Below are 23,893 nucleotides of genomic sequence, written 5' to 3'. Positions count from 1 at the left end.
GCCCATATGACAACAGCGCAAACCATGACAACAATTCCGGAGTTTTTCATACGTCGTTTTAAAGAGCTGGCGGTTGATGAGGGTTTTGGAATCGTTGGAGATTATGCTCTGAAGTTATTTGCTCAACTCCACCACTGTGGCTTTCCAATACTAGTAACTACCGATGAACAAGGCGCAGCATTTGCAGCTGAGGCTTATGCGCGGATCCGAGGATTTGGGGTATGTGCCGTAACCTATTCGGTGGGCGGCTTTAAAGTAGTGAATGCTACGGCTGGGGCCTGGGCGGAAAATGTACCACTTTTAGTGCTAAGTGGTGCTCCAGGATTATCTGAAAGACAGGGGGACCCTTTACTGCATCACAAGGTTAAAAATTTTGACACCCAACTTGAGGTATTTAAAGATATCACCATCGCCCAGGCCGTGCTGACAAACCCCTTAACCGTGACTGCGGAAATAGATCGTGTTCTAGGAGCCATGATTGCAAATCAACGTCCTGGCTACATTGAAATTCCCCGAGATATGGTTGACGTTCCCGTGCTTGATTGCCTAGAGGATCTATCGATCGAGTTGCCTAAAGTCCATCCACAGCGTTTAGAACTTGCAGTAGCAGAAACATTGCAACTATTAGAGGGTGCAGGTGATGCAGTGGCTATTGCGGGTTTAATGGCGGTGCGGCGCGGACTTGGTAAAGAGCTACTAGCTTTCATGGAAAATTTTGAGGTGCCAATGGCAACCACCTCTGTTTCTAAGGGGGTAGTACCAGAAACCCATCCCTTAGCTTTGGGTGTTTATATGGGGGCAGTTAGCGCACCAGCCATTGTTCAACAAGTAGAAAATGCAAAACCTCTGATTATGTTTGGGGTTTTATATGCCGATTTAATAATGGGTGCATTTACCGATCACCTAGATCGCGGTCAGGTAATCGAATGTACGGATTACCAAGTGAGTATTGGTTTTCGCACCTATCAAGACGTTCCGCTGTGGGCCTTCTTACCTGCTTTAATTAAGGCAGCTAGCGCTAGAGGTTACAAAGAATATGGGCATGTCACCCATAAAACAATGACTTTTATTCCAATTGCTGGCCAAGGTCTCGTGGTTGAAAGAATTATGGAATGCGTATCGATCTTTCTTGATAATAAAATGCGTTTAATTGTTGAGCCAGGAGATTGTTTATTTGGCTCGATAGAACTGCCAGCGCAATCTCTAATGCTTGCCAGCGCCTATTACGCTACCATGGGGTATGCGGTGCCAGCAGCTTTGGGCGCCGCTCGCGCCGATGCTACCCGCAGACCCTTGGTATTAGTCGGAGATGGCGCCTTTTTGATGACAGGCTTAGAGGTTCTTTCTTCGGTATTTCACGGGGTAAATCCACTAGTGATAGTTGTTGATAACCAAGGTTATGGCACTCAAAGACCCATGATGGACGGCCCCTTTAATGATATTGCCTCATTGCGCTCTGAAGAACTACCAACCGTATTGGGCACTGGCAAAGGTTTCTTATGCAAAACCGAAGATGAATTATTTTCTGCATTGACTAAGGCAACTGCTTTAGATGAACTCTGTATTATTCGGGCCTGCGTACCCTTGGGAAAATATAGCCCAGGTTTATTGCGCTTAACTTCTGCGCTTAAAAAGCGTGTCTAAATAAAGTTAAGGCACGCCCACAATAAAGCCTTCAGAAAAAATATTGATGATTTTGGTCGTCTTGCTTTAGATCCCAAAATCAGAGACCTATTTACATCACTTCCACAGAAAGCCCAAACCTACGCGAACATTGGCTGCAGTAGCAGAGTATGATCCAGTTCCACCAGAGGTATAAACATTACTATATTTAATGTAGTTTGCTTCGCCAAAGCCATAGATATAGCCTTTAATAATCCAATCAAAATCGGCAATCACTTGTTTGTAGCCTAGTCCAACTAAGGGCCCCCTAACCATATCGTAATCACCACCCCCAGAATACATTCGAGTACTCGCATAACCTAACTTGGCAAAAACCAATTTATCAAGCCCAATAGGATATCCAGGCGCAACATATACACTGTAATCTTGGTTCTTGATAGCAGATACCCAATTAGTAGCGCTACCTTGCTTAAATTGGTCACTGCCACTTCCACCTGGAACGGTAATCGTGTAAGTAGAGCTTTTGGAATCCACCAGATTATATTCAGCGCCAAAGCCCAATAAGAAATTGGGATGCAATAAAAAACTATAGCCGGTAGCAGCCGAGAAGGTTAGGCTATTCGAATTGGGAGCAGAAGCGGTATAAGGCACACCCTGAAGTGGAGGTTCAGTAATCGTTCCGCCTGTAAAGGAAAACTTTAAGACTTCATAGCCCACGCCCATTTGAGTAAAGCTATCCTCAAAACGTGACTGGGCAAAGCCATTGGAGCTTACGCCAATGACTACCAAAATCATAAAAGACTTTAAAAAATGTGGCAATCTGGCCTTTAGAAATTCAATTATTATATAAATAGTAACAGACGCATGATCAGGGCGCTTAATCAACAACAAAATCAAAATAGGTCTCGGGAAATGGCTCCTTTTCATAGGTGAAATGCCACCATTCCATCTCGTATGGCTTAAAACCATGTTTGAGCATGAGCGTTCTCAGCAACAGTCGGCTAGCCCTTTGTTCTGTCAATACACCAATATATTTTGGCCATGACTCTAGCCCAAAGAAATCAAAATTAGTGCCCATATTGAGAGGTCGAAATGGCGAAGCTGATGAAATAATCGTTAAATCGATCGTACTTCCCCTGCTGTGGCCAGAGCGATCAGCAATATAGCCCTCCGAAAATAAATTTTCTTTTGCCACTTTAGGATAGTACTTCGTTTTTGTACGCGTATCTTTTAGATCTTTTGCCCAAGCGATAAAGTCATCAACCGCCCTTTGTGGTCGATAAGTATCGAAAATAAATAATTCCAGACCAAATGGTTTGAGATCAGATTGAACCTCAGCAAGTGCTTTAGCTGCTGGTTTAGTTAAGACGGCCCTTTGACTAACATAGCCGTTAATAGGCCGCCCGACGAAATTATTGCTGCTGGCATACCTTAACCCAACCCGAATGCCAGGAATTTCCTGATCAACATAAACAAATCCATCGGGAATTGCCCATGCGATAGAAACAAGTAATGCGTTGATAATAATTATGGCGATGCTATGCCGCATAAGATCCTTATCATCTTACATTAGGTTAGCGCATTAAATCTCGATAAAGATTTTCATACTCCGCCTATCCTATCAGAACAAATTCAAAGTAGCCATGACCTATCAACACCCTACCCAGCCTTAATTAATCCGTACCTATGCCCGTCTTTTTAACTAAAGCAGCATAGCTTGCTAATTGCTCTTGAATTTTTTTGCTTAATTCTTCTGGCGAGCTACCCACTGGATTAAGGCCATTAGCCAGAAGTTGTTGACGTACGGTGGGATCTTTCAATGCTTTAATCAGCTCAGTGTTTAGTTTTTGAATAATAGGCTGTGGTGTTCCTGCAGGCGCTACCAACGCAAACCAGGCGCTAAACTCAAACCCAGGAAGACCAGAATCTGCAATCGTTGGGACATTTGGATATTGCAAAGCACGTTTAGGGCTCGTAACACCAATTAATTTAAGGCGGTTCGACTTTACTAAGGTTTTAGAGCTAGCTAAAGTAATAAATGCCGCCTGCACTTCTCCTGAGGCAACCCCAATACCCGTTTGATTAATCCCCTTATAGGGGATGTGCGTCATCTTAATGCCTGCCTCGGAATCAAATAACTCCATGGCCATATGTTGGGGGCTACCGTTACCAGCTGATCCATAATTCAGTTGTCCTGGATTTTTGCGGGCAGCAGCAATCAGCTCGCCTGCGTTCGCATAGGGGGATTTAGATGGCACAACGAGGCCCCACTCCACCATCACAGCCAAAGAAATCGGGGCAAAGTCTTTAATAGGGTTCCAAGGCAGTTTGCGATTGACATTTGGCACCATAGTTAAGATGCTATCGTTGAAACCCCCTAAGGTATAGCCATCCGGGCTTGCTTTTGCAACTTTATCGGCACCAATTAAGCCAGCGGCGCCAGGAAGATTCTCAACGATAAAACCTTGTCCCATATTTTGACTCATTTTTTGCGTAACAATGCGCACGGCATTATCGGCCCCGCTGCCTGGCGCTAGCGGAATAATTACACGGATAGGATGGGCTGGGTAGGAGGCTAAATTAGGCTCGGCCGCCTGCGCTACGCCAATGAATGCTAAGCATAAGTAAACATAGGCAAACTTCACGGCGACTCCCATCTCAAATTGAACTACCTGAATATACTAAAACTTCATGACAATGGGTTGTTTCTATCTAGGTCATTCTATTTATTTGACCTATTATTAGTAAATCGGGGTTTTCTTCAGCATGATTCCCGTATTGAGCTACTCAGAATCTTCAATGCATCTTCAAATTGAGCCTCCGGAATTTTTTGAAAAGCTCACACAGCCAACCTGGAACCAAGTCTATCGAGATAAGGGCTTGAAATGGGAAAAGATTCACAGCATTGCAGCCCCTAAGAATATTGAAGCACTCTACTCGTTTCGTGTCAGCAAATCTATTCGAGGGATCGGTTTTAGAGAAAATCACTTTTTAAGAGTCTTATTGATAGAGCCAGATCATGATGCCGCTTATGGAAAAAAATAATTAGGTTGAACGGCAACTGTAAACTATGTGGTCGGTACCGGATGTAAACCATGTGTCCGGTACGTACCGTGAAAATTTGGCCTGCCCAGCACGATTCGAACGTGCGACCTACGCCTTAGAAGGGCGTTGCTCTATCCAGCTGAGCTATGGGCAGATGGAAACACGAACTGCTGGACTAAAGAATCATGGTCGGGGCGAAAGGATTCGAACCTTCGACCCTCTGCTCCCAAAGCAGATGCGCTACCAGGCTGCGCTACGCCCCGACAAGCTAGCTATTTTACATGGGCTACGCAATTTCACCGTAAAGTTGAAGCTAGAAGGTCTAATTTAGGAGCATTGGGCAATTTTTCAGTGATTTTGGCTGCAATTTGGCTGTGCGTAAATTCTGCCAAGCCTTTACGGTCTAAGCCTGTTGGGGCTATTGGCAAGAACTCAAGCGTAACCAATAAGGGTCTCGCTTGCAAAATCTTAAAGATAGACTCTATTAACCCCATTTCACCAATAAAAGCAGTTGCACTTGAGGGCTGAAGCCCATTCGATGCATCCCTAAAATACCGTATCACCACCATCGAAACAGGTGCATTACCCAGCACAGCCGCCTCGAATAAACTGGTTTTGAAGGATAAAACTACAGTGCCGTCAGTAGAAGTGCCCTCAGGAAATATACAAATACTTTCCTGCTGAAGAATCGGCAGCATATCCTGCGCTACTTTTCGACCATGAAATGCGCTATCTCTGCGAACAAATAAAGTACCCAATTGAATTGCCATCCAGCCAAAAAGTGGCCACCTAGCAACTTCTGACTTAGCAACAAAACGCATGGGTTGAAATGCCAATATCGCTTGTATGTCAACCCAGGAAATATGATTAGCAACTAATAAACAAGGCTCTTTTGGAAAAAAGTCTGCGTTAACTAAATGCAAGCGTATGCCTAGTAAAGTTAGCAACTGAAGCGCCCAATTTTGAATCTGCTGCTCTTTCGCCTTGCTACTAAGAAAAGGAAATAGAAAACAGAGAGTCAGCATGCCGCGAATAATATGCCAAGTAATTCTACTTAAGGTAAAGATGATTGAAAATGAAAATGAATTAGCCATTCAGCAATCATAAATTTCAAACAAGTCATAAAAATGACACGAAACTGTCATGCTACTTACATAACTCGGTGGCCTAATGAACTTCCATGCAGCACTACAGAGCTATTTGGATTTCAGATGTGCACCTCGGAACATCAGGGTGCCAAGCAGACTACCTTCTCGATTTTCTGAAGCACAACGAAGCAGATACATTTTATTTGGTCGGCGATATTATCGATGGTTGGCGCTTAAAAAAATCATTTTATTGGCCACAATCACATAATGATGTCGTACAAAAATTACTACGCAAAGCCCGTAAAGGTACTGAAGTAATTTACATCCCTGGCAACCATGATGAAAGTGCCCGCCAATTTTTTGGTCTCTCATTTGGAGACGTCAAGGTAGTAGAAGAATGCATTCACGTGACGGCCGATGGGAAAAAACTGTGGATTACTCATGGCGATCTCTTTGACGGAGTAATGCAATACGCCAAGTGGCTGGCGTACGTTGGCGATAGCCTTTATACCCTCATTCTTCACATGAACCGTTACTTCAATCACATTCGCATGAAGATGGGTTTGCAATACTGGTCTTTATCGCAGTATTTAAAGCACCAAGTAAAAAATGCCGTTAGTTTTATTGCCGACTATGAACATATGATGGCCCGCGAAGCGCGCATGCGCAATTGCGATGGGGTCGTTTGTGGACATATTCATAAAGCCGAAATTCGGCACATAGATGGACTACTTTATTGCAATGATGGCGACTGGGTTGAAAGCCTTACTGCTCTAGTTGAGACCAACACCGGTGAATTAAAAATTATTCATTGGCCAAAAATTAAAGGCGATCCAGTCTTATCGCTCGAACAACCATTAGAACCAATATCAACCCTTCCAAATGAGGTATTCGCATGAGAATCATGATCATTACAGATGCATGGGAACCACAAGTAAACGGCGTAGTGCGCACCTTAAAGCAAACTCGGTCTGAACTTATTGCCATGGGGCATCAGGTCGATATGATTACTCCCCAAGAATTTAAAACCATCCCCTGCCCTACTTACCCCGACATTTCTTTATCCTTATTTCCAGGTAAAAAATTAGCTGAACGAATTAAGGAATTTTCACCTGATGCTATGCATATTGCTACTGAAGGCCCATTAGGTCTGGCAGCCCGCGCCTACGGGGTACGTAATCATTTACCCTTTTCTACAGCCTATCACACGCGTTTTCCTGAATATGTTCAAGCGCGCACAAAAATTCCGGTGGGTATCACCTATCGTTTTTTAAGGTGGTTTCACAAACCTTCTATGGCTGTAATGGCGCCAACGATAGTGGTTAAAAATGATCTTGAAAAGTATGGTTTTGCTAATGTAGTTTTATGGTCGCGCGGTGTTGACCTCAATATTTTTAAAATGCAACCCTCTAAAGTGCTCAATTCAGCCCACCCAATTTATCTTTATGTCGGACGAGTTGCTATTGAAAAAAATATAAATGCCTTTTTAGAAATCAATCTACCAGGCTCAAAATGGATTGTCGGCGATGGGCCTGCATTAGCAGGTATTAAGCAAAAATATCCTGAAATTCATTATTTAGGTGTACTTGATCAAGTTGAGCTTGCTCAAGTTTATGCTGCCGCCGATGTCTTTGTATTTCCCAGCAAAACAGATACTTTTGGTCTAGTTTTGCTCGAAGCAATGGCATGCGGTTTGCCAGTAGCAGCTTACCCAGTAACTGGCCCAATTGATGTGCTTGGTAAATCGAATGCTGGCGTAATGCATGAAGATTTAAAAGAAGCCTGCCTACAGGCCCTTAAAATTCCTCGGGAGCGCGCTCGTGAACATGCAGAAAAATTCTCCTGGCGTGCCGCAACTGAACAATTTGCAAGTCATCTTCAGCCCGTTCCAAATCCCGACTTACATCAAACCGCTTTAGCGTGAATATCCCCAATTGAAAATGCCATATCACATCAATCAAAACCCTCATAAGGGTAATCGGGGTATTTCCCGTGCTTGGCATGCAGCTAAAAATTCTTGGTGCGGCGTTGTTTATGCATTTCAGGAGGAAAGTGCATTTCGACAAGAACTTACCTTGCTAATTATCCTTACCCCAATTGCACTTTTAATTCCCGCTACCCATCTTGAAAAAGCACTAATGGTCGGATCTTTGCTGATGGTGCTAACGGTTGAGCTATTAAATTCTAGCGTTGAGGCTGCAATTGACCGTATTTCATTTGAGCATCATGATCTTTCTAAAAGAGCTAAGGATTTTGGCTCGGCGGCAGTCATGCTGACACTATTATTCGCCTTATTAATTTGGCTTACGATAATTATTCCGATTTTTATTAATTAATTTCGACTAAATATTGAAAGATTTTTCTTATGAAAGAAGTTCCAAATCCATTTATTCATTTAGATAGTCTAATTGTTTTCGATAAAGCAAGGTGGGGGAAAAAATTAAAGCCCCTAAAAAAGATCTTTTCTAAAAAGATTGCAAAAAAACTATTTGGTAAGAAGTTTGCTCTTAAATCGCGAGCATCTCTATTAGCTCAAGTTGAAATCCTTGAGCCCAATATAAAATCAGTAAAATCAAAAAAGCCTACGCTACAAATTTCATGGGCCATCAACTCACAAGAAATAGGTGAGGCCCAGCGCTTACGTTATTCAGTATTTGCTGAGGAGATGGGTGCGCAATTGTCTCCTAATAGCACGGGTCTAGATATCGATGAGTTCGATGCGTATTGCGAGCACCTACTGATACGCGATCAAGAAAGCCTTCAGGTGGTTGGTACTTACCGTGTTTTACCACCCCATAAAGCACAGGAAATCGGACGCCTTTATTCCGACTCCGAATTTGATCTCACTCGGTTGAATCATTTACGCCCTAAATTAGTTGAGGTAGGACGTTCTTGTGTACATGCTGATTACCGCTCTGGCGCAGTCATTATGGCTTTGTGGAGCGGTCTAGCCCAATACATGCAATTACATCAATATGAAATTATGTTGGGCTGTGCCAGCATCCCAATGGCGGATGGCGGTCATTTTGCTGCGAGCTTATTCAATTCATTAAAAAATGAACAGATGGCGCCAATTGAAAATCATGCATTTCCTCATGTTCCGCTACCTTTAGAGCGATTAAATGGCGGCTTAGAGGTCGAACCGCCACCGCTAATTAAAGGCTACTTAAAGCTAGGCGCCAAAATTTGTAGTGCCCCGGCTTGGGACCCTCAATTCAATACCGCAGATGTGCTCACCATTTTGCGCCTTAATGAAATTAACCCGCGTTATGCAAAGCACTTCTTTGGCAGCTAAGAATAGTTGACTTTTACTTGGCTAGTTTTTATTTCAATTTAATTCGATAACTACGGCCAATACGCTCCCATTCTAAAGCTTCTTTTTTTAAACTAAATTCAGTTAAAGGATGGTCATTAGCCCAAGCTTTGGGTAAGCTCACAACAAATCCATCATCTTCGAGTGAAACTTTAACAGCCGGTAAATCGGCATCGATTCGTCCCCGACTTAACACGTGAGCCAAGCGCAAACTAAAGAGCATGCGCCAATCTAAAAAACCCTCACTAGTCGCTAATTTTCCTAGCTTACCCGTATGACCCAATAGTAAAGTTGCTAGGCGCGCTTGATCTTTTTTCGAAAAGCCAGGCATGTCGGCATTACCCGCAATATATGCAGAGTGCCGATGGTAGCCGTTATGCGAAATCGATAAACCAATTTCATGTAAATTAGCAGTCCACTCTATTAGCGCCAAATTATCACTGCGATTTTCTAGGTTCGGCTTGGGTAACTGCTCTAAAAAATCGGTAGCCAATTTACCAACTCGCTGTGCCTGGTTTCGATCAACAGTATAGCGCTGCATAAATTGCTCAACGGTTACAAAGCGCATATCGTGATGCTGAGCACGACCTAGTAAATCATAGAGTACCCCGATGCGTAAGGAGCCGTCGGTTACTTCCATCGAATCAATTCCTAGCTCATTAAATACTGCCAACATAATCGACAGCCCGCCAAGTAAAACTAAACGCCGATCATCTTTAAGACCAAGTAATTCAACTTCACCAACATTATCAAATTGGAGTAAAAGCTTTTTAAGTTGTTTTAATCCTTCTCGTGTAATTAAGCCTTCAGGGTGGTTAACTTTGTCATTTAAATTATTTTCTATAATTAAGTCGGCTAAAGCTCTAGCGGTGCCGGAAGAGCCAACTGCCTGTCGCCAGCCTGCTTTTAAAAAGGCACCTGAGATCACCTGAATTTCACGTTGAGCGGCTAATTCAGCTTCCTTAAAAGCGTGCGCATCAATTGCCCCCTTAGGGAAAAATTGCATGCTATGCGATACACAGCCAATATAAAGACTTTCTAAAAGTTGCGGGTCATAACCCGCGCCAATAATAAATTCGGTTGAACCACCCCCAATATCTACCACCAAGCGATTGCCCTGCACAGCTGAAGCTTCATGTGAGGCGCCAATATAAATTAAGCGCGCCTCCTCAACCCCAGCAATCACTTCAATTGGAAACCCTAAAGCCTGCTCCGCATCAGCAATGAAGTTTGCTGAATTACGTGCCACCCGTAAAGTGTTGGTTGCAACTGCCCTGACTTTGCTGGGATCAAAGCCGCGCAAGCGCTCACCAAATCGATGAATTGCATTGAGGCCCCGCTGGTAAGCATCGTGACCTAATAATTTATTTTCGGTTAAACCCGCGGCTAATTTTACAGATTCACGCAAGGTATCAATTGGGCGTAATTGGGTGCCAGAGGAGGTATTAATTGGCTGAGCCACCAACATACGAAAGCTATTTGAGCCTAAATCAACTGCAGCGATTAGATTAGAGCCCAGCGGGGTAGAAATATTAGGGGAAGTGGGCAAAAGAGCTAAACCAGTGAAAAATAAGAGATAAGCTTATATTATGAAATAAAAGTGACACATTAATGAAATATAACCAAAAAATATGGTGACCCCCCTTCTCAACCGTGAAATCGGTATTCTGGAATTCAATTCACGGGTCTTATCACAGGCTGAAGACCCCCAAAACCCATTACTTGAGCGCTTGCGCTTTTTAAGCATTGTTTCTAATAATTTAGATGAGTTTTTTGAAGTGCGGGTTTCGGGGCTTAAAGAACAGCTATTAAGCCAACCCCTTAAACTTGAGCCAGATGGCCTAACGATTCAAGATTGCTACCAACGGGTGGCTGAATATTCCCATCACTTGGTCGCCCGCCAATATGAGATTTATCAAAAAATCATTATTCCCCAATTGGCAACCGCTGGTATCCGTTTCTTAAGGGGCGAAGATTGGACAGTGCAGCAACGTCGTTGGGCCAACGATTTTTTTCGTGCAGAAATACTACCTCTCCTAACTCCAATTGCTCTCGATCCCGCGCATCCTTTTCCACGTGTTGGGAATAAAAGTTTAAATTTTATTGTGTCTTTAACTGGTAAAGATGCCTTTGGTCGTGATGCCAACTTAGCCGTAGTTCAGGCGCCGCGTGCTTTACCTCGAGTTATTCAAATTCCTAAGCGAATTTCTGATTGTGATTATTCTTTTGTCTTGCTTTCTGCTTTGGTGCAATCCTTTGTAGCTGAACTTTTTCCAGGCTTAACTATTTTACAAGCTCATGCCTTTCGAGTAACACGAAATTCAGAATTATTTGTCTCAGATGATGAGGCTACTGATTTACGCGAAGCCTTGCAAGGCGAACTGCCAACCCGCCATTTGGGGGATGCAGTACGGCTGGAAGTATCAGCAGATACCCCGAGCGAATTATTAGAATTCCTGCGCCTATCCACTCAATTAGAAGTAACAGATTGTTACCGCGTTAATGGGCCGGTTAATTTAGTACGACTCTCGCAAATACCCGATTTCATCGACCGGCCGAATTTAAAATTTCCGATTTATCAAGCTGCCGTATTAAAAGCTATTCCTGATGAGTCGCTCTTTCATAAAATTCATCAGGGTGATATTTTGTTACATCATCCTTACGAGAGTTTTGAGCCGGTTTTGCAATTACTGCGGGAAGCTGCCCAAGACCCAGATGTCTTAGCCATTAAACAAACGGTTTACCGCACAGGTGATGAATCACCCGTAATGGAGGCGCTGATGGAAGCGGCTCGCAATGGTAAAGAAGTTACTGTAGTGCTCGAGCTCTTAGCGCGCTTTGATGAGCAAACCAATATTAATTGGGCATCTAAACTGGAATCCGTGGGCGCGCACGTAGTTTACGGTGTGGTGGGTCATAAATGCCACGCTAAAATGTTGTTAATCGTGCGCCGCGAAATCATACCCAGTATCAATTCTAGTTCGAGTAAAGCGGCACCAAAATATATCTTACAACGCTACGTTCATTTGGGCACCGGTAACTACCATCCCCGCACGGCAAAACTGTACACTGACTTTGGTCTGATGACCTGCAATCCCGATATGACAAGCGATGCTCATCAACTTTTTCAGCAGTTAACGGGCACTGGCTTGCAATCCAAAACCAAGGAACTGCTTGAGGCCCCATTTACTCTCTTAAGCGAACTGATTAAACTGATACGCACTGAAGCACGTGCTGCACGGGATGGAAAAAAAGCCCTGATCATAGCAAAAATGAATGCACTATTAGAGCCCACTATCATTGAAGAGTTGTATAAGGCCTCTCAAGCGGGTGTCAAAATTGAACTTATTGTTCGGGGTGTGTGCGCCCTTAAGCCAGGTGTAAAAGGTTTATCCGACAATATTCAAGTACGGTCGATTATTGGCAGATTTTTAGAACATCATCGCATTTATTATTTTTATAATAGCGGTAATGAATTGGTCTATTTATCTAGTGCTGATTGGATGGAGCGTAATCTTTTACGCCGCGTTGAGGTGGCATTTCCAATTAAAGATGCTTTTTTAAAACAAAAAGTCATTCAAGAAGGCTTAAAAGTTCTACTTTCTGATAATGCCTCTGCGTGGCAAATGAACTCCGACGGCAGTTACCAGCAACTGCATGCCAAGGCCAAGCAAAAACCCATTATTGGCCAAAATGTCCTGATGGCTCAATTTTCCAATTCCTAGTTTGTCATGTTTGCGAGTTAGAATGCACCAATATGGATTCATTGCATCAAGACCATCAAGAATTCGAGCTAAAACTCGTCTTTCCAGCCGAAAAACTGCCGGCAATTGAAAAATTTCTTCGTAGCAAAGGTGCCCTGAAACGGCAACACTTGCAAGCTGCTTATATAGATACTGACGACTTTCGCTTAGCCCGTGCTGGCATTGCTTTGCGGCTGCGCAAAGAAGGCCGTCAATGGGTGCAGACCCTTAAAACAGGCACCTCAAGCAACTTTGCCCGGCTTGAACATGAAATAGTGATACCCCATCGCGGGGGTGGTATTCCAGCATGGTCCTTAGCTGCCCACGCCGAGCATCCTGCTGGAGCCGAACTAATGAAGGCGCTGGTTAATACCTCGGCAGAGGGCTTAGCAGTGCGGTATTCCACCGATATATGGCGTCGTAAGGCCCACCTTAAGGCGCGCAACGGCTTGGTTGAATATGCGCTTGATCTTGGTCAAATTAAAGCATTTGATTCCCAAGGCACAGAAAAAACAGTGCCCGTAATGGAGCTCGAAATTGAACTCTTAAGTGGGCAACGCAGTGCGGTCATTGCCCACGCATTAATGATGGTGAAGCGATTTGGCGCCTCTATTGATACGCGGGGCAAAGCTCAACAAGGCTTTACCTTGGCTAATGGTATTCAATCCATCCCTCCGGTGCGGGCGGAGTTAGCCCATTTTGCTAATTCCAAGCCAAGCGATACTGAAATTATTTCCACCATTGTGCAATCCTGTTTAGCGCAAATTTTGCCAAATTTAAGTGAAATAAATGCAGGTATTAATCTTTATGATGAGCACTTACACCAGCTTAGAGTGGGTTTACGGCGCTTTAAATCGGCTTTGAAAATTTTAGCGCTGAATCATACCTATATGACCGAACTGCAAATTCAAACACTCGAGCAGGTATTCCAATTACTAGGCACATATCGAGATAGCAATTTTATTGCTGAAAAGTTAAGTCCTGCCTTAAAGGCCTCGAAAGGTCCCGCCATTCAATTAGAAATTATGGCGCCGCAAAAACATCCTAGTACATTTTTACGTGCGAAGCCATTTCAAGAACTGCTATTGGCCATCATCGCCCTTGGAAATCATAATGCGGAGTCTAGCCTGCCTAACAGCCTATTAAAAAAACGGATTATTGCCATGCTCGATAGCACCTTCCGTGATACCAAAAAACAAGCTGCTCACTTTAAAACTATCGACGATCTCAAGCGTCATCGTTTACGCAAAAAATTAAAATTTTTACGTTACTCGCTCGAGTTTTTTGGAGATTTTTGTCAGCGTAATAAACGTAGCAAATACCTGAAGGTGATGGCTACTGCCCTAGAAAGTTTGGGTAACTATAACGACATCTGCGTGGCGATTCATGAGTTAGGGCCAAGCGTAGAAAAACATTCTCAACATTGGTTTGCCATGGGCTGGTTAAGTGCAGAACAAAATCGGGTACGCGAGCAAAGTAATGAAAACCTTAAATCGCTATATAGCTTAAAAAAAATCTGGTAACTTTGTAAACTAACCGTGATGAAATTTAAATCTCCCGTCAAAAAAGTAAAAAATAAAAAATTAGATTACGAGGCTGAACTTTATTTATTACAAATTGAACTCGTTAAGTTGCAACGTCACTTCATTAAAAATGGCGAACGTATTCTAGTTATTTTTGAGGGCCGCGATGGCGCAGGTAAAGACGGCAGCATTAAGCGCATCGCTGAACATTTGAGCCCTAGAGAAACTCGGATTGTTGCGCTAGGTAAACCGTCCGATCGAGAAACCGGCGAATGGTACTTCGAACGCTACGTAGCGCAGTTACCCAGCAAAGGTGAATTCGCCTTGTTTAATCGTAGTTGGTATAACCGCGCAGGCGTTGAGCATGTCATGGGGTTTTGCACTGAAAAAGAGTATCTTGAATTTATGAAAACGGTAAATGGCTTCGAGGCTATGTTAGTAGGCTCTGGCATCAAGTTAATTAAATACTATTTGGATATATCTAAAAAAGAACAGGCAGAGCGTTTGCTAGATCGCATCAAAGACCCGCTGAAACAATGGAAAACGAGTCCTATTGATCAGCAGGCGCAAAAAAAATGGCTAGCCTATAGCAAAGCGCGCGATGCAATGCTGAAAAAAACGAATAATAGCGCTGCGCCGTGGACTGTGATTCGGGCTAATGACAAAAAAATAGCGCGCATTAACCTAATTCAACATCTCTTATCGACACTAAGCTACCCCAATAAAAATAAGAAAATTTTGAAATTTGACCCACAAATTGTGGTGCAATGGCCAAGCAATTCCCCACAACTCCCGCGATTAGAGCCCTAAATGGGGCTAAAGTTAGCTGTCATATTAATGTCATAATTAAATATAAGAATTGACTTATCAATTGCCCCCCAAACACAGCTTAATGCCACCCATATCTTCCCCTATGAACGAATCCGACCTTTACCGCCGTGCTCAAGAAGAGTTAATGGATAGCTTTGATGAAGAGCTTGAAATGGAGCTTGATGATGACCGACATAACCCAAATCCTCTCACCCCCGATGAGCGCAAGGCCCGTCGATATTATTTTACAGAGCTCATTCGCCTGCAAAGTGAATTAATTAAATTGCAAGACTGGGTAGTGCTGAATCAATTAAAAGTAGTTGTGCTATTTGAGGGTCGTGATGCAGCCGGCAAAGGTGGTGCGATTAAACGCTTTACCCAACGCCTTAACCCTAGAGTATGTCGAGTAGTTGCGTTATCAGCCCCAAGCGAGCGGGAGCGATCGCAATGGTATTTTCAGCGCTACATCAGCAATTTACCTGCTGCTGGTGAAATAGTTCTCTTCGATCGCAGTTGGTATAACCGTGCAGGAGTTGAGCGAGTAATGGGGTTTTGTAATGATGCAGAGTATGAAGAGTTCTTTCGCTCTGTACCAGAGTTTGAAAAAATGCTAGTTCGCTCGGGAATTATTCTAATTAAATATTGGTTTTCAATTACTGATGATGAGCAACATTTGCGCTTTATGACCCGTATTCATGATCCCTTAAAACAATGGAAATTAAGCCCCATGGATTTAGAGTCGCGGCGACTATGGGAAGCCTATACCAAGGCAAAAGAGACCATGATTGAACGCACGCATATTCCTGAAGCACCATGGTGGATAGTAGCCGGAAACGACAAGAAAAAAGCCCGCCTAAATTGTATCCATCATTTCCTGCAACAAATTCCCTATCAAGCAATTGAGCACGCACCAATTATCTTGCCCAAGCGAGTGCACAATGCCGACTACACTCGCGACCCGATTCCAGACTCGATGTATATCCCTAAAATCTACTAAATAGTTACTACCCTTTGGGTAGGAATTTGTAGAGAAAAGGTGCTGCCCTTACCTGGTACGCTAGTAATAAGTAGTTGTGCCTGATAGCGGTTTGCAATGTGCTTCACGATCGCCAAACCTAACCCAGTACCTCCAGTTTCCCTCGATCGACTACGGTCTACTCGATAAAAACGCTCAGTTAGGCGAGGTAAATGTTCTGCCGAAATACCTGGACCAGTATCTTCAACAGAAAAAACTCCTTGACCAACTTCGTTGACCACCAAGGAAATCTTTATTTTTCCCCCTTCAGGCGTATAGTGCACAGCATTAGCCACTAGATTACTAAATGCGGAAAGTAATTCCTTTTGATTGCCCAATAAATCATGGCCTTGATCGCAACTAAATTCAAAAATATGTTTACCTTGAGATAAGGCTTCAGCATCATTTTTTAATAAAGCCATGAGCGCTGGCATATCAATGGCTTGTAAAATAGGCGGTTGCAAATTAGCCTCAAGATTGGCTAGAGTTAGCAAATCTTCAACTAAGCTCTGCATGCGCTTTGCCTGCAATTGCATCATCTCTAGGTAGCGAGTTCTTTGCACCTCATCTAAATCTAAATTAAGTACTGTTTCTAAAAAACCTAACATAACCGTTAATGGGGTTCTCATCTCATGAGAAACATTAGCAACAAAATCGCGCCGCATAGCCTCGGTTTTGCGCAAGTCAGTTATATCTTGAGCAAATAGTAAATGGCGGTTTTCGGAAAAAGGAAAAAGCTGCAGCAGCAGCGTTAAATTGCTTGCTTGGCCCATTTGCTCAATTAATAGGGGCTCATCAAAATTACGTTGACTTAAGTAGCGGACAAATTCAGGGCGACGAATTAAATAATTGATTTGCTGTAAAGCATCACGCTTAAAATTTAAGCCAAAATAACTTTCAGCAATCGCATTACACCATTCAATTTGATCACGATCATCAAGCATGACGATGCCATTTGGTGAGGCTTGGAAGGCTTGAATAAAGCGCTCATGCTGCGCCTCAATTTGATGTAATTGTTGGCGTTGCCCACGTAAAAAACGTTGTAGGCGAAATAACACATCTTCCCATTTGCCACTCGTAGAGGGTAAATTTTCAATCTCACCTTGCATAATATATTTACGCAGACGGGCTAAATTAATATAGGAATAAGCTAATGGCAGACCTACTATTGCGAGTGCAATACCTAAGCCGACTTGCTCGCTAAAAAATGACTTACCTACCCCAAATGCAATTATTGCTAGGATTAGGAGAAAAATAAAACGGAAAAGGATTGCAACCATACCGCTATCTTAGTGGGATTTAGGAAAGCGGTCTAGAATACGACTTATAAATGAAATTTATACATGCAATTGTGCTTAATCTATTGCTGATGGGTCTGGCCCACGGGGAATCATTTCGTTTTGTGGCGCTTGGCGACATGCCCTACAACAACGCGAATGATGAGTACCGCTACCTCAACCTTATTCAAGCGATTAATCAATCTCACCCTAAATTTAGCCTATTTGTTGGCGATACTAAATCAAGTGAAACACCGTGTAGCGATGCTGCCACTGAAAAAATTGCAAGTTTTTTTAAACGCTATGAAGCCCCAGTAATTTATAGTATTGGCGATAATGAATGGACCGACTGTTATCGCCCATTATCGGGCTCGTACGATCCAATTGAACGTCTTGCTAGTATTAGAAAAAAATTCTTTAGCTCAAATCAAAGCTTAGGTAAAAACACCCTGACCTTAATACGACAAGCTGATGTCATGAGTGACTTTAAGCTTTATGTTGAAAATTCATACTGGATTCAGGATCAATTTCTTTTTGTGAGTTTAAATATCCCTGGATCGAATAATGATTTTGAGAGAAATATTTTGGCTGTCAAGGAATATTTTAAACGCAACGAAGCCAATTTAGCCTGGATTAATTACACTTTTCAATTGGCTACGGAAAAAAAATTAGCTGGGATTATTTTTGCTTTTCAAGCCGATATGTTTACGGGCCAGATTCAATCTGATGATTTAGCAAATGGCTATCGCGATACTGTTCTTAGTCTATCTTCCCATGCTGAGAAGTTTAGCAATGCAGTACTTTTGATTCATGGTGATACCCATCGCTTAAGAATTGATCAGCCACTAAAGACAAGTGATCAAAAATATGTGTTAGAAAATGTTATTCGGGTTGAATTAATGGGAGAGGAAGAGATTCAAGCGCTCGAAATTACAGTAGATGCTAGGCAAAATTCCCCATTTAGCTTTCGGCCTTTAATAGTTAAAAGGAACAGTGAATTTTCTAATTCTGCGCGAAGTAAGTAAGTTACCTTAGCATCCAAGCTAATTCTGGATTGGGTTTTTAGTAACTCGATAACCGCTACCCCGCACAGTTTCAATGAAGTGATCACACTCGGTGAAAGCCAATGCCGCTCGCAAGCGTTTGATATGCACATCTACAGTGCGCTCTTCGATATAGACCTCATTACCCCATACTCGATCGAGTAGAACCGAACGAGAATGAACCCGCTCTGGATTCGACATTAAAAATTGTAATAAACGAAATTCAGTTGGCCCTAAAGCAATAGCTTGCGGCTCGGAATGAGGTGAGGTTGCCATTAAACGATGGGCTACAGGATCTAACTTCAAAGGCCCTACAGTGAGGGGTACTTCATCAGTAGACGGTAGTTGTCTGCGTAAGATTGCTTTAACTCGAGCAATTAATTCCTTTGGCGAAAAGGGCTTAGTTACATAATCATCAGCTCCAGCATCAAGGCCTAAAACCTTATCCGCTTCTTCACTTTTAGCAGTTAGCATTAAGATGGGCAGTGCAATAGTCTTGGGGTTACTTCGCAACTCTTTAGCAAATTGCACGCCCGATTTGCCTGGCAACATCCAATCCAGAACGAGTAAATCTGGCATAGCCTCTTTCATCATCAGTACAGCTTGATCGGCCTGAAACGCTCGCTCTACCTCATAACCTGCGTGAACTAAATTAATTGCAATTAATTCAGCAATTGCTGGCTCGTCTTCAATAATTAAGATCTTTATACCCATAAAATACTACGCACTCGAATTAAACAATTTAGTTTTGCTTACCGATAAACTTCACGCACTAAATCTGCATGAGGAAGATGGCGTACATCAGCACCCTTAACAATATAAATCACAAATTCAGCAATATTTTTAGAGTGATCACCAATGCGTTCGATTGCTTTAGCTATCGTCAACATATCAAGGCCCGTAGTAATTAAGCTGGGATCTTCCATCATATAGACGATTAATTTGCGCACAAAGGCGCGAAATTCTTCGTCAATTTGCTTGTCTTCTTTTACCACTTCTGCCGCTGCAATAGTATCTAAGCGTGCAAATGCATCTAAGCTACGCCGCAATAATGAAATAGCCATTTGTCCCGATAATTTAATTTCCGCCACATTAATATTATGGTTAAGGCCCGACTCAATAATACGTTTAGTACGTTTTGCAACTCGCTCAGCTTCATCACCAGCACGCTCTAAATTTGTAATTGCCTTAGAAACTGCCATCACTAAGCGCAAATCTCGTGCCGTCGGCTGACGGCGGGCAATAATTTCTGTACAAGCAGAATCGACTTCAATTTCAAAATCGTTGACCGCTTTTTCACGTTCAATAACTTGATTACAAATTTCTAAATCCATTTCAGTAAATGCGCGCATGGCAGTAGAGGTTTGTGATTCAACCATACCGCCCATTTCTAATAACTTGCTACAGAGCGAATTTAGATCCGAATCGAATTGCGACGAAAGGTGTTTATCTGGCATATGCCCTCTTAATTAGCCAAATCGGCCCGTAATGTAATCTTCTGTTTCTTTCCGCTTGGGTTTAATAAAAATTTCATCAGTTTTACCAAATTCAACCAATTCCCCTAAGTACATATAAGCCGTGAAATCTGATACGCGGGCCGCTTGCTGCATATTGTGAGTCACAATTGCAATGGTGTACTCATTTTTCAATTCATTAATAAGCTCTTCAATTTTCCCTGTGGAAATTGGATCTAAGGCAGATGTGGGCTCATCGAGTAATAATACTGCTGGCTTAACTGCGACACCACGAGCGATACATAAACGCTGCTGCTGACCGCCCGAAAGCGATAAGCCGCTTTGCTTCAATTTATCTTTTGCCTCACCCCATAATGCTGCTTTCTTGAGGGCCCATTCAACCCGCTCATCCATCTCAGCCTTCGAAAGTTTTTCGTAGAGACGTACACCAAAAGCAATATTTTCATAAATCGACATTGGAAATGGGGTTGGCTTTTGAAAAACCATTCCAATCCGTGAGCGCAATAAATTGAGATCTTGCTTCGGGGCAAGAATATTTTCTCCATAAAATAGAATTTCACCTTCAGCGCGTTGACCGGGGTAAAGGTCGTACATACGATTAATTGAGCGTAATAGAGTTGACTTGCCGCAACCCGAGGGACCAATAAATGCAGTTACCTTTTGCTCTTGAATATTGAGATTAATATTTTTTAAGCCTTGATAAGAGCCATAAAAAAAATTTAGATTCTTAATTTCAAGTGCATTAGTCAAAATAAAAGAATTTGTCTCGGTTAAATTGTCGATCAGGGTATCAGTCAAAATCTGTGCCTCTTGATTTTGGTTGGCATTAAAAACGGTTCGCATACTTTTCATCCTTGTACCTTTTCCCTAAATACGACTCGAGCTAAGATATTAAGCCCTAAAACCGCAAAGGTAATTAAAAGTGAGCCGCCCCACGCTAAGCTCACCCAATTATCGTATGGGCTCATCGCGAATTGGAAAATTACCACCGGCAAATTGGCCATTGGGGCATTCATATTGGTCGAAAAGAATTGATTATTCAACGCCGTAAATAGTAAGGGTGCGGTTTCTCCGCTGATGCGGGCTAGTGCCAGCAAAATACCCGTGATGACCCCGCTTTTTGCCGCTCGTAAGGTAATCCAAAAGGCCACCTTCCATTTAGGTGTGCCTAAAGCATAGGCGGCCTCTCGTAAACTGCCGGGTACCAGCTGCAACATATTCTCAGTTGTTCTTACCACTACAGGTATTGCAATTAAAGCCAAAGCAATCGTACCGGCCCAGCCTGAAAAATGGCGCACTTGAGCCACCACTAAAGCATAGACAAAAAGACCAATAACAATGGATGGGGCAGACAGCATAATGTCGGTAACAAAACGGGTAATACCGGCAACTTTGCTTCGATCACCATATTCCGCCAGATACAGGCCAGCCAAAACACCAATTGGGGTGCTAATTAGGGTACAGCAACCAATCAGCATCATGCTTCCGACAATTGCATTAGCCAAACCACCTCCCTCCGATCCTGGAGCAGGTGTGCTGGCAGTGAACATAGCCCAATTAATTGCCGAAAATCCTTTAATAAATAAAATACTTAAGATCCATAATAAAAATAACATGCCTAGGGTCATGGCCGCCATCGATAAAAATAGGCCAATGGCATTGGTACGCTTACGCACCGCAAATACTGCCTGATTAATATGATTAACTTGATTCATGACTTTAGCCCTTGCTTTTCTTCCATGCGCGCTAACATCCATTTGGCCAGCGCCAAGACAATAAAAGTAATCACAAATAGCGCCAAACCCAATGCAAATAGGGATGAAAAATGCAAGCCCGGGGCGGCCTCACCGAATTGATTGGCCAAGGTAGAGGCAATTGAACTACCTGGCGCAAATAAGGATGGTGATAAACGCAGGGCATTACCGATAACAAAAGTAACGGCCATAGTCTCGCCGAGTGCTCGCCCTAGCCCCAACATAATGCCGCCAATTACACCAGCCTTGGTATACGGAAAAACAATTTTACTAACAACTTCCCAGGTAGTGCAACCAATGCCATAAGCCGATTCTTTAATCACTGGGGGCACGATTTCAAATACATCGCGCATAACCGAGGCAATAAAAGGCAAAATCATCATGGCTAAAATTAAACCAGCGCATAACATACCAATTCCATTAGCTGGCCCTGAAAAAAGTAGACCAATCAGTGGAATTTTCCCCAAAGTTGCTGCAAGTGCAGGCTCGATATAGTCGGCAAAAATCGGCGCAAAAACAAAGAGGCCAAACATCCCGTAAATAATCGAGGGTACTGCGGCCAATAATTCTACTGCCGTACCTAAGGGTCGCCGCAAATACCCTGGACAGATTTCAGTTAAAAAAACAGCAATGCCGAAGCTCAGAGGAACGGCTATTAACAAAGCAATCAGCGACGTGACAACCGTGCCATAAATAGCAATTAAACCACCAAATTTATCTTTACCAATATCCCACTCTGGATCAATAAAAAAACCAAAACCAAATTCATGTAAAGCTGGCCAAGCATTAATTAGCAACGAGGCAATAATTCCTAACAATGCAAATAAAACGAGCATGGCAAAAAATTGAGTCACACGATGAAACAAAAAGTCTTGTACGCGCTGCAATTTAGCGACTCTAATTGCCCGACTAGAAGGCATTGCTGAATTTAAAGCCGCTAAATGCATTACGTCATCGCCTCAATTAATGAATTATGGATTAAATACTAGCCTGTAATCTTCCGTTACTTTGTTTGCACTTTAGTAAAAACATTCTTACGAATAAAGTCGGTTGTTGCATCTGGCAGGGGCACATACTCTAATTCGGTAGCCATTTTCTTGCCATCTTTAAAAGCATAATCAAAGAACTTCAAGACTTCTGCTGCATTTGTTTTATTTTCAGGATTTTTGTAGACCAAAATAAACGATGCGCCAGTGATCGGCCACGATTTCGCGCCAGGTGCGTTGGTAATAAAAGTGCCCATTCCAGGAATCTTCGCCCAATCGGTACCCGCTGCTGCGGCTGCAAAGGTCTCATCATCTGGCTCAACATACTGCCCTGCGATATTTTTCAGCGAAATATACGTGAGCTTATTTTTCTTAGCATAGGCATATTCAACGTAGCCAATCGAATTTTTTACTCTGGTTACATTAGCGGCAACACCTTCATTACCCTTACCACCAACGGTGGATGCTGCAGGCCACTTTACAGAAGAACCCGAACCTACAGCATCTTTCCAAAGCTTACTAGTCTTGGCTAAATAGTCCGTAAAAATTGCGGTGGTGCCTGAACCATCGGCACGGGTAATCACTGTAATGTCACCTGCAGGAATTTTTACTCCTGGATTCATAATGGCAATACGCTTATCGTTCCAATTGCTAATATTGCCTTGAAAAATATCCGCTAAAGTGGGGCCATCCAATTTAATTTGACCCGACTTCACACCTTCGACGTTAATTACTGGCACTACACCGCCAATAATGGCTGGAAACTGCACCATGCCATCTTTTTCTAGCTCTTCAAATGCAACAGGGTTGTCAGTTGCGCCAAAGTCAACGGTTTTAGCCTTGATTTGCTTAATGCCGCCACCCGAACCAATTGACTGGTAGTTCATGCCATTGCCGGTTTTTGCTTTGTACGCTTCGGCCCATTTCGCGTAGACAGGGTAAGGAAAGGTTGCGCCGGCGCCAGTGATATCAAGCGCGAAAACAGGCACTGAAAAGGCGGTGGCAGAAACCACTGCACCTACTGTGATGGCTTTTTTGAGCAAAACATTCATTATTAATTAGTCCTTTAGAAGAGCTTAAGTGAGCAGATGAGGTTGAATCTTCTCAGTGAGCATAAGACTTCTATATGACCTTTTTATGACAGCCAAAACAAAATTGCTTCAATCGATAAATAGGTATATAAATCAGTTATTTATCG

At 42.9% G+C, this 23,893-nt stretch carries 23 protein-coding genes and 2 tRNA genes; 11 read left to right on the top strand and 14 right to left on the bottom strand.

Annotation, left to right across the window (positions count from 1 at the left end; genetic code table 11):
- The first annotated feature begins 6 nt into the window (after nt 1–6).
- Nucleotides 7–1,644 (top strand): thiamine pyrophosphate-binding protein, encoded by a 1,638-nt coding sequence (locus LZG75_RS06450; RefSeq protein ID WP_233936408.1) that lies wholly within the window; start codon nt 7–9, stop codon nt 1,642–1,644.
- Between the two features lie 96 nt (nt 1,645–1,740).
- Here LZG75_RS06450 and LZG75_RS06445 read toward each other — a convergent pair whose 3' ends face one another.
- The 3 genes from LZG75_RS06445 to LZG75_RS06435 all read right to left on the bottom strand — a co-directional run bounded on the left by LZG75_RS06445 (nt 1,741) and on the right by LZG75_RS06435 (nt 4,268).
- A complete protein-coding gene (locus LZG75_RS06445) occupies nt 1,741–2,418 on the bottom strand; it encodes a hypothetical protein (RefSeq protein ID WP_233936398.1) in 678 nt (225 codons plus the stop codon).
- 82 nt (nt 2,419–2,500) lie between these two features.
- Nucleotides 2,501–3,172 carry a M15 family metallopeptidase gene (locus LZG75_RS06440; RefSeq protein ID WP_233936394.1) on the bottom strand — a complete coding sequence of 224 codons (672 nt, stop codon included), beginning with the start codon at nt 3,170–3,172 and terminating at the stop codon, nt 2,501–2,503.
- 124 nt (nt 3,173–3,296) lie between these two features.
- Nucleotides 3,297–4,268: a tripartite tricarboxylate transporter substrate binding protein gene (locus LZG75_RS06435; protein ID WP_233936391.1), complete on the bottom strand. Its 972-nt coding sequence runs from the start codon at nt 4,266–4,268 to the stop codon at nt 3,297–3,299.
- A gap of 154 nt (nt 4,269–4,422) precedes the next feature.
- Here LZG75_RS06435 and LZG75_RS06430 point away from each other — a divergent pair, with 154 nt between their 5' ends.
- Nucleotides 4,423–4,668, top strand: a complete 246-nt coding sequence (locus LZG75_RS06430) for a hypothetical protein (protein ID WP_233936389.1) — start codon at nt 4,423–4,425, stop codon at nt 4,666–4,668.
- Nucleotides 4,669–4,745: 77 nt separating this feature from the next.
- Here the strand turns inward: LZG75_RS06430 and LZG75_RS06425 are convergent.
- From LZG75_RS06425 to LZG75_RS06415, 3 genes are all read right to left on the bottom strand, one after another.
- Nucleotides 4,746–4,822, bottom strand: a tRNA-Arg gene (locus LZG75_RS06425).
- A 32-nt stretch (nt 4,823–4,854) separates the two neighbouring features.
- Nucleotides 4,855–4,931: transfer RNA gene (locus tag LZG75_RS06420), tRNA-Pro, on the bottom strand.
- Nucleotides 4,932–4,964: 33 nt separating this feature from the next.
- Nucleotides 4,965–5,762 (bottom strand): 1-acyl-sn-glycerol-3-phosphate acyltransferase, encoded by a 798-nt coding sequence (locus LZG75_RS06415; protein WP_233924043.1) that lies wholly within the window; start codon nt 5,760–5,762, stop codon nt 4,965–4,967.
- Between the two features lie 86 nt (nt 5,763–5,848).
- On the opposite strand from LZG75_RS06415, the gene LZG75_RS06410 reads away from it, so the two are divergent.
- Genes LZG75_RS06410 through LZG75_RS06395 form a run of 4 tightly spaced genes read left to right on the top strand, consistent with a single transcriptional unit; the run spans nt 5,849 to nt 9,051 of the window.
- The gene (locus LZG75_RS06410; protein WP_233924042.1) at nt 5,849–6,655 is read left to right on the top strand and encodes a UDP-2,3-diacylglucosamine diphosphatase; all 807 of its coding nucleotides are present in this window, start codon (nt 5,849–5,851) and stop codon (nt 6,653–6,655) included.
- Entirely contained in the window at nt 6,652–7,680 is a 1,029-nt protein-coding gene (locus LZG75_RS06405; protein ID WP_233924041.1) for a glycosyltransferase family 1 protein, read from the top strand. Before LZG75_RS06410 ends, LZG75_RS06405 begins: the two co-directional genes overlap by 4 nt.
- 16 nt (nt 7,681–7,696) lie before the next feature.
- On the top strand, nt 7,697–8,092 hold the full coding sequence (locus LZG75_RS06400; protein ID WP_233924040.1) for a diacylglycerol kinase: 396 nt from the start codon (nt 7,697–7,699) through the stop codon (nt 8,090–8,092).
- 29 nt (nt 8,093–8,121) lie between these two features.
- Nucleotides 8,122–9,051 carry a GNAT family N-acetyltransferase gene (locus LZG75_RS06395; RefSeq protein ID WP_233936387.1) on the top strand — a complete coding sequence of 310 codons (930 nt, stop codon included), beginning with the start codon at nt 8,122–8,124 and terminating at the stop codon, nt 9,049–9,051.
- A gap of 28 nt (nt 9,052–9,079) precedes the next feature.
- Here LZG75_RS06395 and LZG75_RS06390 read toward each other — a convergent pair whose 3' ends face one another.
- Complete coding sequence (locus LZG75_RS06390; protein ID WP_233936446.1) at nt 9,080–10,537, bottom strand: Ppx/GppA phosphatase family protein; 1,458 nt, start codon at nt 10,535–10,537, stop codon at nt 9,080–9,082.
- 163 nt (nt 10,538–10,700) lie between these two features.
- Here LZG75_RS06390 and ppk1 point away from each other — a divergent pair, with 163 nt between their 5' ends.
- The 4 genes from ppk1 (at nt 10,701) to ppk2 (LZG75_RS06370) (ending at nt 16,142) form a co-directional block, all read left to right on the top strand.
- Entirely contained in the window at nt 10,701–12,794 is a 2,094-nt protein-coding gene (gene ppk1 / locus LZG75_RS06385; protein ID WP_233936385.1) for a polyphosphate kinase 1, read from the top strand.
- Nucleotides 12,689–14,335: a CHAD domain-containing protein gene (locus LZG75_RS06380; protein WP_233936376.1), complete on the top strand. Its 1,647-nt coding sequence runs from the start codon at nt 12,689–12,691 to the stop codon at nt 14,333–14,335. The genes ppk1 and LZG75_RS06380 overlap by 106 nt, the downstream gene beginning before the upstream one ends.
- Before the next feature lie 18 nt (nt 14,336–14,353).
- The gene (gene ppk2, locus LZG75_RS06375; RefSeq protein ID WP_233936364.1) at nt 14,354–15,145 is read left to right on the top strand and encodes a polyphosphate kinase 2; all 792 of its coding nucleotides are present in this window, start codon (nt 14,354–14,356) and stop codon (nt 15,143–15,145) included.
- A gap of 103 nt (nt 15,146–15,248) precedes the next feature.
- A complete protein-coding gene (ppk2, locus tag LZG75_RS06370; RefSeq protein ID WP_233924035.1) occupies nt 15,249–16,142 on the top strand; it encodes a polyphosphate kinase 2 in 894 nt (297 codons plus the stop codon).
- Here ppk2 (LZG75_RS06370) and phoR read toward each other — a convergent pair.
- The gene (gene phoR, locus LZG75_RS06365) at nt 16,139–17,440 is read right to left on the bottom strand and encodes a phosphate regulon sensor histidine kinase PhoR (RefSeq protein ID WP_233924034.1); all 1,302 of its coding nucleotides are present in this window, start codon (nt 17,438–17,440) and stop codon (nt 16,139–16,141) included. The two genes, ppk2 (LZG75_RS06370) and phoR, sit on opposite strands and share 4 nt — an antisense overlap.
- A 50-nt stretch (nt 17,441–17,490) precedes the next feature.
- On the opposite strand from phoR, the gene LZG75_RS06360 reads away from it, so the two are divergent.
- Entirely contained in the window at nt 17,491–18,462 is a 972-nt protein-coding gene (locus LZG75_RS06360; RefSeq protein ID WP_233936354.1) for a hypothetical protein, read from the top strand.
- A gap of 18 nt (nt 18,463–18,480) precedes the next feature.
- On the opposite strand, the gene phoB is transcribed toward LZG75_RS06360, so the two are convergent.
- The 6 genes from phoB to pstS are packed head-to-tail and all read right to left on the bottom strand — an operon-like array spanning nt 18,481 to nt 23,747.
- Nucleotides 18,481–19,194 (bottom strand): phosphate regulon transcriptional regulator PhoB, encoded by a 714-nt coding sequence (gene phoB, locus LZG75_RS06355; protein WP_233924032.1) that lies wholly within the window; start codon nt 19,192–19,194, stop codon nt 18,481–18,483.
- Between the two features lie 38 nt (nt 19,195–19,232).
- Nucleotides 19,233–19,937, bottom strand: a complete 705-nt coding sequence (gene phoU, locus LZG75_RS06350; RefSeq protein WP_233936350.1) for a phosphate signaling complex protein PhoU — start codon at nt 19,935–19,937, stop codon at nt 19,233–19,235.
- Between the two features lie 12 nt (nt 19,938–19,949).
- A complete protein-coding gene (pstB, locus tag LZG75_RS06345; RefSeq protein ID WP_233924089.1) occupies nt 19,950–20,798 on the bottom strand; it encodes a phosphate ABC transporter ATP-binding protein PstB in 849 nt (282 codons plus the stop codon).
- A 5-nt stretch (nt 20,799–20,803) separates the two neighbouring features.
- Complete coding sequence (pstA, locus tag LZG75_RS06340; RefSeq protein WP_233924030.1) at nt 20,804–21,670, bottom strand: phosphate ABC transporter permease PstA; 867 nt, start codon at nt 21,668–21,670, stop codon at nt 20,804–20,806.
- A complete protein-coding gene (gene pstC / locus LZG75_RS06335; protein ID WP_233924029.1) occupies nt 21,667–22,656 on the bottom strand; it encodes a phosphate ABC transporter permease subunit PstC in 990 nt (329 codons plus the stop codon). Before pstC ends, pstA begins: the two co-directional genes overlap by 4 nt.
- 56 nt (nt 22,657–22,712) lie before the next feature.
- Nucleotides 22,713–23,747 carry a phosphate ABC transporter substrate-binding protein PstS gene (gene pstS / locus LZG75_RS06330; protein WP_233936339.1) on the bottom strand — a complete coding sequence of 345 codons (1,035 nt, stop codon included), beginning with the start codon at nt 23,745–23,747 and terminating at the stop codon, nt 22,713–22,715.
- Nucleotides 23,748–23,893: the final 146 nt, after the last annotated feature.

The sequence above is a fragment of the Polynucleobacter sp. IMCC30063 genome (assembly GCF_021395235.1).
Classification (GTDB): domain Bacteria; phylum Pseudomonadota; class Gammaproteobacteria; order Burkholderiales; family Burkholderiaceae; genus Polynucleobacter.
This window is presented reverse-complemented; position numbering and strand designations above follow the sequence as displayed.